This window comes from Pseudomonas sp. PDM21 (assembly GCF_014852505.2).
Taxonomy (GTDB): Bacteria; Pseudomonadota; Gammaproteobacteria; order Pseudomonadales; family Pseudomonadaceae; genus Pseudomonas.
Genome location: NZ_CM181223.1, coordinates 1231118 through 1248737 on the forward strand (window position 1 = coordinate 1231118; position 17620 = coordinate 1248737).

Genomic DNA, 17620 nt, shown 5'->3' on the forward strand with positions numbered 1-17620 from the left:
GATATCGGCTGGTGCAGCCCTGGCAAGTCGGCTCATTTGTAAGACCCATCTGTCAGTCATTGTGAACTCCCTGCAACTGGGTCTGTCAGTCGTTGCTCTAGTGTCGGGTATCTGGATAATGCCCGGCTTTTTGCCCACTCCATCCAGTTGAATTCGACTCATGTTCCCCAGAACCCTGCTTACCGTCGCACTCGCATCCTGTTCCCTGTCCGCCCTCGCCGACACCGTCTGGTTGAAGAACGGTGACCGCCTCAGCGGCACCATCAAACTCTATGACGGCGGCAGGCTGTTGCTGGCGACCGACTACGGCGGAGACATCACGCTGAAGGCGGACAAGATCAAGACGCTGGAGACCGACCAGAACCTGCTGGTGAAGTACGACGAGGAAACCGGCGAGCACTCCAAGGGCCTGAAAGCGTCGGACCAGGGCAAGGTCACGCTGGTCAACGGCGAGGCGCGCACGGTGGAACTGGCGAAGATCGAGCAGATGATGCCACCCAAGCCGATCCTCGAAGACTGGGTCTGGACCGGCAACGTCGACTTCTCCCTGGACCACAAGCAGGCGGAGAACGATGTCGAGGATTACGACATCGACTTCAAGACCAACGCCCGCCACGGCCGCTGGCGCCACAATCTGCAGGGCGAGTACAACCGCGAGAAGAAGGACGATCAGGTCAGTACCAACAACTATTCCGCGCAATACGCGCTGGACCGCTTCCTCGACGAGCACTGGTTCTGGCAGGGCCAGGCGCAGTACAAGCGCGACTGGATCGAGGACCTGCAGAAGAAACGCACCGTCGGTACCGGCCCGGGCTACCAATTCTGGGACAACGAGCTGGGTGCGTTCTCCCTGGCGACCCTGGTCAACCGCAACGACTACGAATTCGTCGACGACGAGAAATCCCACTTCTACAGCACCAGCCTGAAGTGGGACTACAACCGTTACCTGCTGGCCAAGCAGTTCGAGGTGTTCACCAACGGCGAAGTCAGCAAGCCGCTGGAGTCCAACGTGGAGTACGAGCTGGAGAGCGAGGCGGGCATCCGCTACAAGCTGACCTCCTGGGCGTCCCTGAGCCTGAAGGCCGAATGGGACAAGCTCAGCGGCAACGACGGCGACGTCAACGAGCGTCGCTACACCCTGGGCCTGGGCGTCGGCTGGTAACGCTTCGCTTCGACTGGCTCCGCTCTACGAGAACGGCAATAAAAGCCCCGCACCTGGCGGGGCTTTTTCATGGGCGGGCGGATTACAGGCGCAGGCCGCCGTCCAGTTCCAGCACGCGGCCGGTGTAGTAATCGTTCTCGAGGATGTAGGCCACCGAGTGGGCGATTTCCAGCGGCTTGCCCAGGCGCTTGAGCGGAATGCCGGAAGTCATCTTCTCCAGGGCTTCGGGCTTCATGCTGGCGACCATGTCGGTCTCGATGAAGCCGGGAGCCACGCCCGCCACGCGGATGCCGTAGCGCGCCAGTTCCTTCGCCCACACCACGGTGTCGGCGGCGACGCCGGCCTTGGCGGCGGAGTAGTTGGCCTGGCCCATGTTGCCGGCGCGGGAAATGGAGGAAATGTTGACGATCGCGCCTTCGTTCTTCAGCTCGATCATCTTCGCCGCCACTTCGCGGGTGCAGAGGAACACGCCGGTCAGGTTGACGTCGATCACCGCCTGCCACTGGGCCAGGCTCATCTTGCTCAGTTCGCCGTCCTTGACCTTGATGGTCAGGCCGTCGCGCAGAATGCCGGCGTTGTTGACCAGGCCGTTGATGGCGCCGAAGTCGCTGGCGACCTGGGCCACCATGTGGGTAACCTGTTCTTCATTGGCGACGTTGCACAGATAGGCGCGGGCGTCACCGCCGGCGGCCTTGCAGGCAGCCACGGCTTCGTCCAGTTTTTCGGTATTGAGGTCAACCAGCGCGACGCGCGCGCCCTTGCCGGAGAGGTACTCGCCCATGGCGCGGCCCAGGCCCTGGCAGCCACCGGTGATGATGATGACCTTGTCTTTCAATTGCATCGGAACAACCCCACGAACAGTTTCTGGTGAAAGGCCCCGCCGGCAGCTGTGCACAGAGTCAGTCCTGCCCGTCCGTTTACGACGGATTCTTTGCGAGGAGTCATAAGTTGAGCGTGAAAGCTGCCAAGCATGCCCGAGAACTGCTGCTCAAGGAATACCGCGGCGTCCTCTCTACCCACTCGAAGAAGTGGCCCGGATTCCCCTTCGGCTCCGTCGTGCCGTATTGCCTGGACGAGGCCGGCCGTCCGCTGATCCTGATCAGCCGCATCGCCCAGCACACCCATAACCTGCAGATGGACGGGAAATGCTCGCTGCTCATCGGCGAGCGTGGCGTCGACGACATCCAGGCCGCCGGACGCCTGACTCTGCTGGCCGAGGCGCTGCTGGTCGAGGACGTTGATGCCATCGCCGACGCCGCCGAGCGTTACTACCGCTATTTCCCCGGCTCGCAGGACTACCACATCGTCCACGACTTCGATTTCTGGGTGCTGGAGCCGGTGCAGTGGCGCTACATCGGTGGCTTCGGCGATATCCACTGGCTGGGCGCCAACAGCGTGCCGCTGGCCAACCCCTTCGTCGGCGAAGCGGAGAAGAGCATGGTCGAGCACATGAACAGCGACCACGCCAATGCCATCGAACACTACGTCGAACTGGCCGGGTTGCCCGCCGGGCAGGGCCCGCAGCTGGCGGGAATTGATACAGAAGGTTTCCACCTGCGCATTGGTCAGGGCCTGCACTGGCTGCCGTTCCCGGCGCCCTGCGGCAACGCCGGCGCGGTGCGCCAGGCGCTGGTGCAGTTGGCCAAGGCGGACGTCTGGCCGGGCAACGAAGTGATCCAGGCCTGATCCTTCCCTTGGCTTATCCCTTGAAATTGGAAGGGGGCGTCGCCACCTAGCTTTCTACCCGGGCAATGACCCCGCCAAGGATTCATCGATGCGAGTTCCCCTGTTTCTGATTCTTCTGTTCCCGCTGATCGAGCTGGCCGTGATGATCAAGGTCGGCAGCGTGATCGGCGTGGGCTGGACCCTGCTGCTGATCATCGCCGGCGGCTTCATCGGCGCAGCGGTGCTGCGCGTGGCCGGCGTCGCTACTGCGCTGCGTGCCCGCGAGCGCCTGAATCGAGGTGAGCTGCCCGAGCAGGAAATGCTCGAAGGCCTGGTCATCGCCCTGGGCGGTGGCCTGCTGATGCTGCCGGGCTTCATCAGCGACGTCGTCGGCCTGCTCTGCCTGATCCCCTTCACCCGCCGCCTGATGCTTGGTCGCGTGCGCCAGCGCATGCAGGAACAGGCGGAGCGCCGCCGCGCCTTCGCCGACGATCCGGCCGCCCAGCACCGCAGCGGCCCCAGCGTGATCGAGGGCGAGTACCAGCGCCGCGAGGAAGATCGCGACCGCCTGCGTTGAGCGTCGGGCGGTTTCGCTCGCCTGAAGCACCCGCCGCCTGCAAAAATTTTTTCGTCACACACTTGAAATGCCTTGTAGCGACCTTATGTACCGGTCACCGCAAGGTCCCTGTCACACGGACAGGCTGCTCTTTACGCGTCTCGCCAGCCGGGACGCAAACCGGCACCGCCGGATTCAATAAAACCTGCCGGGCATCGATCCGGCCGTTGGAAATCACAGTTTGGGAGAGTTACGACTATGAAGCTTCGTCCTCTGCATGACCGCGTCGTCATCCGTCGCAGCGAGGAAGAGACCAAGACCGCAGGCGGCATCGTGCTGCCGGGTTCCGCCGCCGAGAAGCCGAACCGCGGTGAAGTGGTCGCTGTTGGTGCCGGCCGTGTCCTGGACAACGGCGAAGTTCGCGCTCTGGCCGTGAAGGTCGGTGACAAGGTGGTCTTCGGTCCGTACTCCGGCAGCAACGCCATCAAGGTCGACGGCGAAGAACTGCTGGTGATGGGCGAGTCCGAGATCCTCGCCGTCCTGGAAGACTGATTTCAGTCCGTCCACTCCCCACCGAATTCGATTTAGAGGAAACAGAACATGGCTGCCAAAGAAGTTAAGTTCGGCGATTCCGCTCGCAAGAAAATGCTGGTCGGCGTAAACGTCCTGGCCGACGCTGTGAAAGCGACCCTGGGCCCGAAAGGCCGTAACGTCATCCTGGACAAGAGCTTCGGCGCTCCGACCATCACCAAGGACGGCGTTTCCGTCGCCAAGGAAATCGAACTCAAAGACAAGTTCGAGAACATGGGCGCCCAGCTGGTGAAAGACGTTGCCTCCAAGGCCAACGACGCTGCCGGTGACGGCACCACCACCGCTACCGTTCTGGCCCAGGCCATCGTCAACGAAGGCCTGAAAGCCGTCGCTGCCGGCATGAACCCGATGGACCTGAAGCGCGGTATCGACAAGGCCACCGTGGCCATCGTTGCCCAGCTCAAGGAGCAGGCCAAGCCCTGCGCCGACACCAAGGCCATTGCCCAGGTAGGCACCATCTCCGCCAACTCCGACGACTCCATCGGCAACATCATTGCCGAAGCCATGGACAAGGTCGGTAAAGAAGGCGTGATCACCGTTGAAGAAGGCTCGGGCCTGGAAAACGAACTGTCCGTCGTAGAAGGCATGCAGTTCGACCGCGGCTACCTGTCCCCCTACTTCATCAACAAGCCGGACACCATGGTGGCCGAGCTCGACGGCCCGCTGCTGCTGCTGGTCGACAAGAAGATCTCCAACATCCGCGAAATGCTGCCGGTCCTGGAAGCCGTTGCCAAAGCCGGCCGTCCGCTGCTGATCGTGGCTGAAGACGTCGAAGGCGAAGCCCTGGCTACCCTGGTCGTCAACAACATGCGTGGCATCGTCAAGGTCGCAGCCGTCAAGGCTCCGGGCTTCGGCGACCGCCGCAAGGCCATGCTGCAGGACATCGCCATCCTGACCGGCGGTACCGTCATCTCCGAAGAAGTCGGTCTGAGCCTGGAAGGCGCCACCCTGGAGCACCTGGGTAACGCCAAGCGCGTGGTTCTGAGCAAAGAAAACACCACCATCATCGATGGCGCTGGCGCTCAAGCCGACATCGAAGCTCGCGTCCTGCAGATCCGCAAGCAGGTCGAAGAGACTTCCTCGGACTACGACCGTGAGAAGCTGCAAGAGCGTCTGGCCAAGCTGGCTGGCGGTGTTGCCGTGATCAAGGTTGGCGCTGCCACCGAAGTCGAGATGAAAGAGAAGAAAGCCCGCGTTGAAGACGCCCTGCACGCTACCCGCGCTGCTGTGGAAGAAGGCGTGGTTCCTGGCGGCGGCGTCGCTCTGGTTCGTGCTCTGCAAGCCATCGAAGGCCTGAAGGGCGACAACGAAGACCAGAACGTCGGTATCGCTCTGCTGCGTCGCGCCGTTGAAGCTCCGCTGCGCCAGATCGTTGCCAACTCCGGCGACGAGCCGAGCGTAGTGGTCGACAAGGTCAAGCAGGGTTCGGGTAACTTCGGCTACAACGCTGCTACCGGTGTGTACGGCGACATGATCGAGATGGGTATCCTCGATCCGGCCAAGGTCACCCGTTCGGCTCTGCAAGCCGCTGCTTCCATCGGCGGCCTGATGGTCACCACCGAGGCCATGGTTGCCGAAGTGGCTGACGACAAGGCTGCTCCGGCCATGCCGGACATGGGCGGCATGGGCGGCATGGGCGGCATGATGTAAGCCACCCGGCACCTGCTGTAAGAAAAAGCCCCGCCTAGGCGGGGCTTTTTCATGGGCGTCGGATATGCCAGACTGCGCCGCAGGAGATGGCATTCCTCCTTCAACCGCCCTTGTGGCTGATGATGCCTACGCATAGACCTGGAAAGGCGCGTAGGCGCTCGCCTGCGGCCTGTCCAAAACACCTTCCCCAGGACAGGACCATGTGGAAACCCATTCTCGCCGTCTCTCTCGGAGCCGCCCTCGGCGCACTGCTGCGCTGGGTGCTCGGGCTCAAGCTCAATACCCTCCTGCCATCCATGCCGCCGGGCACGGTGGTCGCCAACCTGGTTGGCGGCTACATCATCGGCGCGGCTATCGCCTTCTTCGCCAACTCCCCCGGCCTGGCGCCAGAATGGCGATTACTGATCATTACCGGTTTCTGCGGTGGCCTCACCACCTTCTCGACCTTCTCCGCCGAGGTCGTCGTGCTGCTGCAGCAAGGCCGCTTGGCCTGGGCCATGGGCACGGTCGCCACGCACCTTGCCGGTTCCCTGCTGATGACCCTGGCCGGACTCTGGTCGGTGCACGCGCTGATGGGCCGCTAGGCCGTCCAGCCATGAGAGAGGCCGCGAGGCCTTCGGGAGGAAGACATGAACGGCTACCAGTTGAAGTTCTTCACCCAGCAGGACCGCAAACACGCCGGCTTGCCGCTGGCTCAATGGCTGCTGGAGGAGGCGCGCCGGCAAGGCGTACGCGGCGCCACCCTGATGACTGCGAGCGAAGGCTTCGGCAAGACCGGGCGCATTCACTACGCGCATTTCTTCGAGCTGGCCGACCAGCCGCAGGAAGTCACCATGGCAGTGAGCGAGGAAGAGTCCGGGCGCATCTTCGAGGCGATCCGCCAGGCGGGTGTGAAGCTGTTCTACGTGAAGACGCCGATCGAGTTTGGTGTGGCGGGCGACTGAAGCCGCGCCGGAGGGCTCATTCGACCTGCCGCACGGGCAATCGGCAGGTTGAATGTGAAAATTCCGTCAAAGCCGCTTAAGTTCTATTTAAGCTGGTTAGGCTAACGTGCATTGCGTTCGAGGAGAGCATATGCGCATTTTGTTGGTTGAAGACAATCGGGACATCCTGGCCAATATGGCCGACTACCTGGGCCTGAAGGGCTACACGGTGGATTGCGCCCAGGACGGCCTGTCCGGATTGCACCTCGCGGCGACGTCCCATTACGACCTGATCGTGCTGGACGTGATGCTGCCGGGGCTGGATGGTTTCACCCTGTGCCGCCGCCTGCGCGAAGACGCGCGCCGCGACACCCCAGTGATCATGCTGACCGCCCGCGATCAGCTGGACGACCGCCTGCAGGGCTTCCGTTCCGGCGCTGACGATTACCTCCTCAAGCCCTTTGCGCTCTCCGAGCTGGCCGCTCGCATCGAGGCGGTGCTGCGCCGCAGCCAGGGCGGCGGGCGGCGCGAGCTGCAGGTCGCCGACCTGAGCTACAACCTCGACACCCTCGAAGTGAACCGTGCCGGCAAGCCGCTCAAGCTCAACCCCATCGGCCTCAAGCTGCTGGCGGTGCTGATGCAGAAGAGCCCGCACGTGGTGCGCCGCGACGTGCTCGAGGAAGCCGTCTGGGGGGATGACTGCCCCGACAGCGACAGCCTGCGCAGCCACGTTCATCAGCTGCGCCAGGTGATCGACAAGCCCTTCGCATCCTCCCTGCTGCACACGGTGCATGGCGTCGGCTACAAGCTGGCGGAGGAAGCGCATGGAGTATAAGCAGAGCCTTTCCCGACGGATTGTCTTTGCCTTCGTACTCATGACCGCCGCCGTTGGCGGCCTGTTTTCGGTGGGAATCGTCGGCGTCGTTCATATCGTCGAAGAGCGCCTGATTTCCCGCGACCTGGGCGGTGAACTGGACCGCATCATCAATGAGGACCTGGGGAACGGCCAGGCTCCGAAACTCGATCCCGGCATGCGTTTCTTCATCAGTGATGGCGCGGGCGTCTATGCCATGCCGCCGGCGCTGCGCCGGCTGGACGCCGGTTTCCACGAAGTCTTCGATGGCGAGCTGTCTTTCCATGCGCTGGCGCGCGACGTCGATGGCCGCCGCTTCGTCCTGCTGCAGGACCAGAGCGACTTCGAGGCGCGCGAACAGATCCTCTATGCCGCCGTGGTCACCGGTTATGTGCTCAGCCTCGCCCTGTCCGGGGTGCTGGGCTGGCTGCTGGCGCGCAAGGTCATGGAGCCGGTGTCGCGCCTGGCGCGCCAGGTTCGTCACCGGGACCAGTTGCTGGAGCTGGCACCGCCCATGTCGCCGGATTACGCCAACGACGAGGTGGGCGAGCTGGCGGCGGCCTTCGATTACGCCATGGGGCGGCTGCACGATGTGCTGACCCGGGAGAAGCTCTTTACCAGCGACGTCAGCCATGAGCTGCGCACGCCGCTGATGGTGATCGCCACCAGTTGCGAGTTGCTGGCGGAAGAGCCGGGGCTCACCCCGCGGTCGCGTGCTCAGTTGGTGCGGATGAACAGTGCCTGCGAGGAGATGCGGGATCTGGTGCAGACCTTCCTGATGCTGGCGCGGGCCCAGCGCAAGGATATGGCCATCGTGTCCCAGGCTGGGTTGCGGACGATCGGCGACGAGTTGGTCGCACAGTGGCGCGGGCCTATCGAAGCGAAGGGCTTGACCCTGGAATACAACGTCAGCCAGGAGATGCCCGGGCAGTTCAACGCGCCTTTCCTGCGTTCGGTGATGAGCAATTTATTGCGCAATGCCATGCATTACACCGAAAGCGGCAGCATCCGCTTACAACTTGGACCGAACGGATTCTGGGTCGAGGACACCGGCGCCGGCATCCCGGAAGAGCAGCGCGAGCGCGTCTTCCAGCCCTTCACGCGCGGCCAGAACCCGCGTGGTGAGGGGCTCGGGCTGGGGTTGTCGCTGGTCAAGCGGATCTGCGCCTCCGAAGGCTGGGACGTCACGCTGCGTCCGGCCGAGCCCCATGGCTGTCGCTTCGAAGTTCGCCTAGCCGTCGTTTGACAAAAACTTCACAAGTGCATGACCCGGCTGTGACAGGCTGGTTCGTATCGTTCGCCCTGAATTCGGGAAAGGTAAATATCCGATGACTGAAAAACCCGTCGACCTGGAGTTCTCCCAAAAGTACGACCGCCAGCACGCAGAGCGTTACCTGCGCAAGCACCAGGCCGGACTCTCCCGGAAACTTTCTCACTGGCGCGATGTCCAAGTCGCCCGTCAGGCACTCAAGCTGGCGGGGCAGCCCAATCTGGTCCTGGACCTGCCGTGCGGCGCCGGGCGCTTCTGGCCGATGCTGGCCGAAAAGGAGAACCGGGTGATCATCGGGGCAGACAATTCCCCGGACATGATCGCCGTGGCCTGCGCCGGTCAACCGAATGAGGTTGTAAAACGCGTCCGACCTTTGCAGACTTCCGCGTTTGCCATTGATCTGCCCGACAACGCCGTCGATAGCATCTTCTCGATGCGCCTGATGCACCATATCGGCGAAACTGACGATCGTTTGACGATGTTGCGCGAATTTCACCGCGTAACCCGCGACTCGGTGATCCTGTCGATGTGGGTCGATGGTAACTTCAAGTCCTGGAAACGTGCTCGCGCCGAATCGAATCGCAAGAAACACGCCTACCAGAACCGCTTCGTGATACCCGCCAAGACCATCGAGGCGGAGTTCCGCCAGGCTGGTTTCAAGGTCCAGGATCACATTGATTTCGTCCCGCTCGTACACATGTGGCGGGTCTACATTCTGCGTAAGGAGTGATGGATGGCCGTTGATCTGGCTTCGCTGCAGCAAATTTCCGGTGAGAACGCCATCGACCGTTGGCTCCAGGTGCCCGGCAAATGGGTCGAGGAACCCAACCGTCGGCGCGGCGGCGAAAGCGGCGTGCAGCGAGTCCTGACCTCCGACGGCCGGATGCTCTATCGCAAGCAGCAGATGGGCCACATCTACCGCGACCTGCTGCATCCCTTCGGCTACCCCACCGCCATCCGCGAGCGCAATGCGCTCAAGGCCGCCGAAGCGTTGGGCGTGAAAGTGCCGACCCTGGTCTACGCCGGCTGCCGCAAGGTGGATGGCGAATGGCAGGCCCTTCTGGTAACCGAGTCCCTGGACGGTTTCAGCAGCCTGGAAGACTGCTACGCCCGTGGTGACCAGGAGCGTTGGGGCGAGGCCCTGCACCAAAGAATTCTGCAACATTACGGTAGTACCCTTGCAAAGCTTAACGCCGGCCGTTGGCAGCATGGCTGCCTCTACCTGAAGCACGTCTTCGTGAAGATGGACGGCGACAAGATCGAAGTGGCCCTGATTGACATGGAAAAAGCCCGTCAGCGCTTCAGCGCCCAGCGTGCCGCCCGTCACGATCTTCGCCAGGTAAAACGCCGCTCGTCGTGGACAGAGGCGCAATGGCAGGCCTTTGTCTATGGTTACCAAGCGGCGTTTGGCAGCGCCATCAAAGGGTTGCAGACATGAAGTTAGAAATTACGCGAGGTTTGCTCCTCATCGGCGCGCTCGGGGTGGCGACCCTGGCGGCGGCGGCCTGGCATGAGCCTGGGCCTTCGGTCATTTCCGGAAGAGGCGGCCTGGACAGCTGCCCGATGCCGCCCAACCTGCGCGCCAAGCAACAGGACATCCGTCCGGATGACGACCTGCTGCTTTTCCTGTTCGGGATGTCGCAGAGCAAAGCACGCTGATTTCTGATTCCAACTCAAAACCCCGCCTCGGCGGGGTTTTTTGTGGGCGACGGGTTTAGACTGCCGATTCAAGCCTGCAATGAGATGAGCATGAGCGACAGCGCATTTTCCCGGCGGATCGTGCAGAACCTGCTGGATACCGATTTCTACAAGCTGAGCATGATGCAGGCCGTGCTGCACAACTATCCCAACGCCGAAGTCGAGTGGGAGTTCCGCTGTCGCAACGAAGAGGACCTGCGCGCCTACCTCGACCCGCTGCGCGAGCAGATCGAGCAGCTGTCGGAGCTTTCTTTCGCACCGCAGGACCTGGCCTTTCTTGAGCGCATCCCCTTCTTCAAGCCCGACTTCATCCGCTTCCTCGGCCTGTTCCGCTTCAACCCCAGCTATGTGCAGCTGGGTGTGGAGAACGAAGAACTGTTCCTGCGCCTGAAAGGCCCCTGGCTGCACGTGATTCTCTTCGAGGTGCCGCTGCTGGCGATCATCAGCGAAGTGCGCAACCGCCACCGCCATCCGGGCACGACGCTGACGATGGTCCGCGAGCGCTTGCAGGAGAAGTTCGACTGGCTGCGCAAGGAGGCCAGCGCCGAAGAGCTGGCTGGCTTCAAGATGGCCGACTTCGGCACCCGCCGGCGCTTCTCCTATCCGGTGCAGGAAGCCGTAGTACGCGATCTGCGCGATGGCTTCCCCGGCCATTTCGTTGGCACCAGCAACGTTTACCTGGCGCGCGAGCTGGGCGTGAAACCGCTGGGCACCATGGCTCACGAGTGGTTGATGGCGCATCAGCAACTCGGCCCGCGGCTGATCGACAGCCAGGCCGCCGCGCTGGACGCCTGGGTTCGCGAGTACCGCGGGCAGTTGGGCATCGCGCTGACCGATTGCATCACCATGGAAGCCTTCCTGGCGGACTTCGACCTGTACTTCGCCAAGCTCTTCGACGGCCTGCGCCACGACTCGGGCGATCCACTGGAGTGGGCGGAAAAGGCCATCCGGCATTACGAACACCTGGGCATCGACCCGCTGACCAAGACCCTGGTGTTCTCCGACGGCCTTAACCTGCCGCGTGCGCTGGAAATCTACCGGGCGCTGCGCGAGCGCATCGACGTCAGCTTCGGTATTGGCACCCATTTCACCTGCGATGTGCCGGGTGTCCAGCCGATGAACATCGTGCTGAAGATGACCGCCTGCAACGGCCATCCGGTGGCGAAGATCTCCGATGCGCCGGGCAAGACCCAGTGCAAGGACGAGAACTTCCTGCACTACCTCAAGCACGTCTTCAAAGTACCGGGGTAGCCGATTGCGCGGCGCACCGGGACGCGCCACTCTTGCTCAAGCAGCCAACGCGACAGGCCCTCTGGCGCGACAGGTCCACTGAAGGGGAACAACGGATGTCAGCCACCAACGAACTCATCATTGGCGCCGGGCCCGACGGGCAGCCGGTCGGCCAGCCCTGGAAACTCGCCAACCGCCACGGCCTGATCGCCGGTGCGACCGGCACCGGCAAGACGGTGACGCTGCAGCACCTGGCCGAATCGTTCAGCGACGCCGGCATCGCGGTGTTTGCCGCTGACATCAAGGGTGACCTGTGCGGCATCGCCGCCGCGGGCAACCCACAGGGCAAGGTGGCTGAACGCATCGCCAGCATGCCCTGGCTGAACCACAAGCCCCAGGCCTACCCGGTGAGCATCTGGGACGTGGCCGGGAAGACCGGTCACCCGCTGCGCACCACGCTGTCGGAGATGGGCCCGCTGCTGCTGGCCAACCTGCTAGAGCTGACCGAGAGCCAGCAGGCGGCGCTGTTCGCCGCGTTCAAGGTGGCCGACCGCGAAGGCCTGCTGCTGCTCGACTTGAAAGACCTCAAGGCGCTGCTTAATCACTTCAAGGAAAACCCGGACATCCTCGGCGAAGACCGTGCGTTGTTCACCGGCGCCTCGTCCCAGGCACTGCTGCGGCGTCTGGCGCTGCTGGAGCAGCAGGGCGCCGAGGACTTCTTCGGCGAGCCGGCGCTGCAGCTGGAAGACCTGCTGCGCCCCGAGGCCGATGGCCGTGGCCGCATCCACCTGCTGGACGCCAGCAAGCTGGTGCATGACGCCCCCAAGGTCTACGCCACCTTCCTGCTCTGGCTGCTGGCCGAACTGTTCGAGCAATTGCCCGAGCGCGGCGATGCGGACAAGCCCATCCTCGCGCTGTTCTTCGATGAGGCGCACCTGCTGTTCAACGGCACGCCCAAGGCCCTGCAGGATCGTCTGGAGCAGGTGGTGCGGCTGATCCGCTCCAAGGGCGTGGGCGTCTACTTCGTTACCCAGTCGCCCGGGGACTTGCCGGACGACGTGCTGGCGCAACTGGGCCTGCGTATTCAGCATGGTCTGCGCGCATTCACCGCCAAGGAGCAGAAATCCCTGCGCGCGGTGGCCGACGGCTTCCGGCCCAACCCGGCTTTCGAGACCTTGAAGGTGCTCACCGAGCTGGGCATCGGCGAGGCGCTGGTCGGTACGCTGGAGGAGAAGGGCACGCCCGCGATGGTCCAGCGCGTGGCCGTGGCGCCTCCGCAATCGCGCATCGGCCCGCTCACCGACGCCGAGCGCGCCGACGTCATCCGCCGTTCGCCGCTGGCCGGTCACTACGACCAACCGATCGACCGCGAGTCCGCCTACGAGAAACTGACCGGCCGCGCCGACAACAAGATGGCACCGACCGAGCAGAAGGAAGAGAAGGGCAGCGGTACCGATTTCGGTGACATGGCCGGCGAGATTCTTGGATCGCTGGCCAGCCAGGTCAGCAAGACGGTGGTGCGTCAGGCGGCGAACCAGATCGGCCGGCAACTGGTGCGCGGATTGATGGGCGCGCTATTGGGCGGTAGTAAGCGCAGATAACGTTAGGAGCGGGCCGCTTTCAAAAGGTGCGACGTCGGCGCGATCGCGCGCATGGCTCGCTCCTGCAGGTGTACCCAATGAAAAAGGCGCCCGCAGGCGCCTTTTTCGTTTCCGCCAGAATCAGATGCGGAAGCTGTCCACCAGCTGGCGCAGGCGGCCAGCCTGGTTCTCCAGGTCGGCGCAGGCGCGCAGGGTGGCCTGGAGGTTTTCCACGCCTTCCTGGTTCAGGGTGTTGATCTCGGTGATGTCCATGTTCAGCGAGTCGACCACCGCGGTCTGCTCCTCGGTCGCAGTGGCCACCGACTGGTTCATCGAGTCGATCTCGCCGATGCGGTGGGTGACGCCGGCCAGGCGCTCGCCGGCGCGGTTGGCGATTTCTACGCTTTCCAGGCTGTAGCGCTGGCTCTCGGTCATGGTGTCCACCGCTTCGCGGGCGCCGACCTGCAGTTCCTCGATCATCTTCTGGATCTGCTGCGCCGATTCCTGGGCACGGTGGGCGAGGTTGCGCACCTCGTCCGCGACCACGGCGAAGCCACGGCCGGCCTCTCCGGCGCGGGCGGCCTCGATGGCGGCGTTCAGGGCCAGCAGGTTGGTCTGCTCGGAGATGCCCTTGATCACCTCCAGAATCTGCCCGATGTTCACCGTGCGGCTGTTCAGTGCTTCGATGTTGGCGCAGGCCGAGCTGATCTTGTCGGACAGCAGGTTCATCGCGCTGATGGTCTGCTCGACCACCTGGCGACCATCACCGGCCTGGTGCGAGGCGTCGGTGGCATGGTGCGAGGCATCGGCGGCGTTACGGGCGATTTCCTGGGCGGCGGCGCCCAGCTGGTTGATCGCTGCCGCGACGCTATTGGTGCGGTTGGATTGCTCGTCGGAGTTGCTCATGGACGAGTTGGATGCATTCACCACCAGTTGCGAGACGTCGTGCAGCTGGCGGGCCGTGGAAGCCACTTCGCGGATCGATTCGTGGATACGTTCGACGAAGCGGTTGAAGGCATTGCCCAGCACACCGAACTCGTCGTTGCTGGCGACCTTCAGGCGCTTGGTCAGGTCGCCTTCGCCCTGGGCGATGTCTTCCATCGCGCGGCCCATGGTGGTCAGCGGCTGCATCAGCACGCGGATCAGCATGCCCAGCAGGAGCAGGATGGCGACGATGGCAATCGCGGCGGCGACGATGGCCGAGGCGCGGAACTTGCTCAGCATTGCGTAGGCGGCGTCCTTGTCGATGGACAGGCCGATGTACCAGTTCACCGACGGCAGGCCCTTCACCTGGGTGAAGCTGAGGATGCGCTGGTGGCCGTTGAGTTCGGCCTCGCTGAAGCCGCTGCCGATCTTCGGCGTGTTCTGCGGGTAGACGTCCGCCAGCGTCTTCATGATCTGGTTCTTGTCCGGATGCACGAGGATCTTGCCGTCGCCGCTGACCAGGAAGGCATAGCCCATGCCGCTGAAGTCCAGCGAGTTGATGATCTCCACCAGGGTCTGCAGGCCGAGGTCGCCGCCGACCACGCCGAGGGTCTTGCCGCCGGCGCGCGCTGGGGTGGCGACAGTCATGATCAGTTGCTGGGTGGCCGCGTCGATGTAGGGCTCGGTCAGCGTGGTGCCGCCGGCCGCGACGGCATCCTTGTACCAGGGGCGGGTGCGCGGGTCGTAACCGTCAGGCATGGCGCTGTTGGGGCGCATGGTGAAGGTGCCGTCTTCCTGGCCCAGGTAGGTGAAGTTGAAGGTCTTGCGCAGGGTGTCCTGCTCCAGCAGGCCGGTCAGGTGCTCGGGCGAGCTGTCGCGGGCGAGGGTCTGGGCGGTGCTTTCGATCAGCAGCAGGCGGCCGCTCAGCCAGTTCTGGATGTTGCTGGCGCTGACGTCGCCCATCTCCCGCAGATAATCCTCGAGGTCCTCGCGGATCGCATTGCGCTGCAGGTAGTCGTTGTAGAGGGTGAAGAGGGCGAATGCCGAGAAAACAACGAGAGAAGCGGCCAGGAGGATCTTATGGCTGAATTTCAGGCTCTTGATCATGCTGCGTCGAGTCCGGAGGTGGTGGGATGCCTGAACGGCGTTGGTCCGGGCGACAGATCCGGTGTCGCCGCAGAACGTCCGTCCCGTGGTGTGAAACGGACGGCGCCGGCGCGGCGGATAGCCGTGCGGGCGTGGCCGGAACTCCCTTGTGCCGGCGGTGACGACAGGCCCGGTTTGTGGGTGGGTATCAAAGGCCTTCACCCTTGATTTCGGCGTGCCCGAGGGAAGCTTGAAAGTGTCGGACGAACGGTAGGGGTGGCTCTGTGGCGGGTGTTTCAGCGGTGATACAGGGTCGTGATTTCCTGGGCGGGCGCGCCATTGCGGAATCGGTCGGCAATAGAACAAGAAAGGCGCCCGAAGGCGCCTTTTCCACTACTGCGGTGATCAGATGCGGAAGCTGTCCACCAGGTGGCGCAGGCGGCCAGCCTGGTTCTCCAGGTCGGCGCAGGCGCGCAGGGTGGCTTGCAGGTTTTCCACGCCTTCCTGGTTCAGGGTGTTGATCTCGGTGATGTCCATGTTCAGCGAGTCGACCACGGCGGTCTGTTCCTCGGTGGCGGTGGCGACCGACTGGTTCATCGAGTCGATCTCGCCGATGCGATGAGTCACGCTGGCCAGGCGCTCGCCGGCGCGGTTGGCGATTTCCACGCTCTCCAGGCTGTAGCGCTGGCTCTCGGTCATGGTGTCCACGGCTTCGCGGGCGCCGACCTGCAATTCCTCGATCATTTTCTGGATTTCCTGCGCGGACTCCTGGGCGCGGTGGGCGAGGTTGCGCACCTCGTCCGCCACCACAGCGAAGCCACGGCCGGCTTCCCCGGCGCGGGCGGCCTCGATGGCCGCGTTCAGGGCCAGCAGGTTGGTCTGCTCGGAGATGCCCTTGATCACCTCCAGAATCTGCCCGATGTTCACCGTGCGGCTGTTCAGCGACTCGATGTTGGCGCAGGCGGAACTGATCTTGTCGGACAGCAGGTTCATTGCGCTGATGGTCTGTTCCACCACCTGGCGACCATCACCGGCCTGGTGCGAGGCGTCGGTGGCATGGTGCGAGGCGTCGGCGGCGTTGCGGGCGATTTCCTGAGCGGCAGCGCCCAGTTCGTTGATCGCCGCGGCCACGCTATTGGTGCGGTTGGCCTGCTCGTCGGAGTTGCTCATGGACGAGTTGGAGGCATTCACCACCAGTTGCGAGACGTCGTGCAACTGGCGCGCGGTGGAGGCGACTTCGCGGATGGACTCGTGGATACGTTCGACGAAGCGGTTGAAGGCGTTGGCCAGCACGCCGAACTCGTCGTTGCTGGCGACCTTCAGGCGCTTGGTCAGGTCGCCTTCACCCTGGGCGATGTCCTGCATGGCGCGGCCCATGTCGGTCAGCGGCGCCATCAGCACGCGGATCAGCATGCCGAGCAGGAGCAGGATGGCGACGATGGCGATCACCGTGGCGATGATCGCGGTGTTGCGGAAGTCGCTGAGCATCGCATAGGCGGAGTCCTTGTTGAGGACCAGCGCGACGTACCAGGTCACGCCCGGCAGGCCCTTCACCGGTGTCATGGAAACCAGTTGGTCCTCGCCGTTGATGCTGACTTCCTGCACGCCCGGCTGCACCTTGGGTGCGCCCTGCTGGTAGACCTCGCCGAGGCTCTTGAAGATCAGGCTGCTGTCCGGGTGCAGGAGGATCTTGCCGGCATCGCTGACCAGGAAGGCATAGCCGTCGCCGTCGAACTTCAGCGAGTTGATGATCGCGGTGATGGTTTCCAGCTTCATGTCGCCAGCGGCCACGCCGACCAGCTGGCCGTTGCGCATGACCGGCATGGACATGGCGAGGATCTGCTCGTTGGTGCCGGCGTCGAGGAAAGGCTCGGTGACGATCAGCCGGCCGGCGGCCACGGCGTCCTTGTACCAGCCACGGGTGCGTGGGTCGTAGCCGTCGGGCATCGGCGCGTAGGGGCGCATGGTGAACACGCCACTGGCGGCTTCACCGAGATAGACCGATTCGAAGTTCTTCTGGAACACCTGTTGTTCCAGTACGTGCTGGATGCGTTCGGGCGTCGGCTCGCCGTCGGCCAGTTGCGCAGCTTCTGCTTCCACCAGTTGGATGCGCCCTTCCAGCCAGCTCTGGATATTGCTGGCGGTCAGGCTGCCGACCTCGGAGAGGTAGGATTCGGTGTCAGAGTGGATTGCCTCGCGCTGGCGCAGATCGTTGAAGAAGATGAAACAGGCGAAGGCGAAGGTGACCACGAGAGAGGCCGCCAGGAGAATCTTCCTGGAGAAAGACAGCGAACGAAGCATCGGTAAAGCATCCTGCTGTAAAACGGGTTTGAGCAGGCTGTATCGGCAGCGGCGTGGGGAGCTTTAGGAGAAAAGCGGCAGGCAGGCAAACAAGTTCCCGCGCAAGGCGCGGGAACCATGAATAGGGTCGT

General features: G+C 63.5%; 17 protein-coding genes and 1 riboswitch. Of the genes, 14 read left to right on the forward strand and 3 right to left on the reverse strand.

Going from position 1 to position 17620, the window contains the following annotated elements; all coding sequences use genetic code 11:
• Window positions 1–160 precede the first annotated feature (160 nt).
• Window positions 161–1162: a DUF481 domain-containing protein gene (locus IB275_RS05920; protein WP_192289937.1), complete on the forward strand. Its 1002-nt coding sequence runs from the start codon at window positions 161–163 to the stop codon at window positions 1160–1162.
• An 82-nt stretch (window positions 1163–1244) separates the two neighbouring features.
• Here IB275_RS05920 and IB275_RS05925 read toward each other — a convergent pair whose 3' ends face one another.
• Window positions 1245–2003: an SDR family oxidoreductase gene (locus IB275_RS05925; protein ID WP_192289935.1), complete on the reverse strand. Its 759-nt coding sequence runs from the start codon at window positions 2001–2003 to the stop codon at window positions 1245–1247.
• 107 nt (window positions 2004–2110) lie between these two features.
• On the opposite strand from IB275_RS05925, the gene IB275_RS05930 reads away from it, so the two are divergent.
• The 13 genes from IB275_RS05930 (at window position 2111) to IB275_RS05990 (ending at window position 13199) form a co-directional block, all read left to right on the forward strand.
• Window positions 2111–2848, forward strand: coding sequence for a HugZ family pyridoxamine 5'-phosphate oxidase (locus IB275_RS05930; RefSeq protein WP_192289933.1), 738 nt, complete (start codon window positions 2111–2113; stop codon window positions 2846–2848).
• A gap of 88 nt (window positions 2849–2936) precedes the next feature.
• The gene (locus IB275_RS05935) at window positions 2937–3404 is read left to right on the forward strand and encodes an FxsA family protein (protein ID WP_192289931.1); all 468 of its coding nucleotides are present in this window, start codon (window positions 2937–2939) and stop codon (window positions 3402–3404) included.
• Window positions 3405–3641: 237 nt separating this feature from the next.
• Complete coding sequence (locus tag IB275_RS05940) at window positions 3642–3935, forward strand: co-chaperone GroES (RefSeq protein WP_009617968.1); 294 nt, start codon at window positions 3642–3644, stop codon at window positions 3933–3935.
• Window positions 3936–3983: 48 nt separating this feature from the next.
• Window positions 3984–5624, forward strand: a complete 1641-nt coding sequence (gene groL, locus IB275_RS05945; protein WP_045209649.1) for a chaperonin GroEL — start codon at window positions 3984–3986, stop codon at window positions 5622–5624.
• Window positions 5625–5697: 73 nt separating this feature from the next.
• Window positions 5698–5760: riboswitch (Fluoride riboswitch) on the forward strand.
• Between the two features lie 64 nt (window positions 5761–5824).
• Window positions 5825–6208: a fluoride efflux transporter CrcB gene (gene crcB / locus IB275_RS05950; protein WP_081517512.1), complete on the forward strand. Its 384-nt coding sequence runs from the start codon at window positions 5825–5827 to the stop codon at window positions 6206–6208.
• A gap of 45 nt (window positions 6209–6253) precedes the next feature.
• Window positions 6254–6568 (forward strand): DUF190 domain-containing protein, encoded by a 315-nt coding sequence (locus tag IB275_RS05955; protein WP_192289929.1) that lies wholly within the window; start codon window positions 6254–6256, stop codon window positions 6566–6568.
• 130 nt (window positions 6569–6698) lie between these two features.
• A complete protein-coding gene (locus tag IB275_RS05960) occupies window positions 6699–7382 on the forward strand; it encodes a response regulator transcription factor (protein WP_081517514.1) in 684 nt (227 codons plus the stop codon).
• Window positions 7372–8646: a sensor histidine kinase gene (locus tag IB275_RS05965; protein ID WP_192289927.1), complete on the forward strand. Its 1275-nt coding sequence runs from the start codon at window positions 7372–7374 to the stop codon at window positions 8644–8646. Before IB275_RS05960 ends, IB275_RS05965 begins: the two co-directional genes overlap by 11 nt.
• Window positions 8647–8728: 82 nt before the next feature.
• Window positions 8729–9400, forward strand: a complete 672-nt coding sequence (locus IB275_RS05970) for a class I SAM-dependent methyltransferase (RefSeq protein ID WP_192289925.1) — start codon at window positions 8729–8731, stop codon at window positions 9398–9400.
• Between the two features lie 3 nt (window positions 9401–9403).
• Entirely contained in the window at window positions 9404–10108 is a 705-nt protein-coding gene (locus IB275_RS05975) for a lipopolysaccharide kinase InaA family protein (RefSeq protein WP_192289923.1), read from the forward strand.
• On the forward strand, window positions 10105–10329 hold the full coding sequence (locus IB275_RS05980) for a hypothetical protein (RefSeq protein WP_192289921.1): 225 nt from the start codon (window positions 10105–10107) through the stop codon (window positions 10327–10329). Before IB275_RS05975 ends, IB275_RS05980 begins: the two co-directional genes overlap by 4 nt.
• Window positions 10330–10419: 90 nt before the next feature.
• Complete coding sequence (gene pncB / locus IB275_RS05985; protein ID WP_192289919.1) at window positions 10420–11619, forward strand: nicotinate phosphoribosyltransferase; 1200 nt, start codon at window positions 10420–10422, stop codon at window positions 11617–11619.
• 95 nt (window positions 11620–11714) lie between these two features.
• Window positions 11715–13199, forward strand: a complete 1485-nt coding sequence (locus IB275_RS05990; protein ID WP_192289917.1) for a helicase HerA-like domain-containing protein — start codon at window positions 11715–11717, stop codon at window positions 13197–13199.
• 120 nt (window positions 13200–13319) lie between these two features.
• On the opposite strand, the gene IB275_RS05995 is transcribed toward IB275_RS05990, so the two are convergent.
• Together IB275_RS05995 and IB275_RS06000 are read right to left on the reverse strand one after the other, a co-directional pair.
• A complete protein-coding gene (locus IB275_RS05995) occupies window positions 13320–15209 on the reverse strand; it encodes a methyl-accepting chemotaxis protein (RefSeq protein ID WP_192289915.1) in 1890 nt (629 codons plus the stop codon).
• Between the two features lie 384 nt (window positions 15210–15593).
• Entirely contained in the window at window positions 15594–17489 is a 1896-nt protein-coding gene (locus IB275_RS06000; RefSeq protein WP_192289913.1) for a methyl-accepting chemotaxis protein, read from the reverse strand.
• Window positions 17490–17620 lie beyond the last annotated feature (131 nt).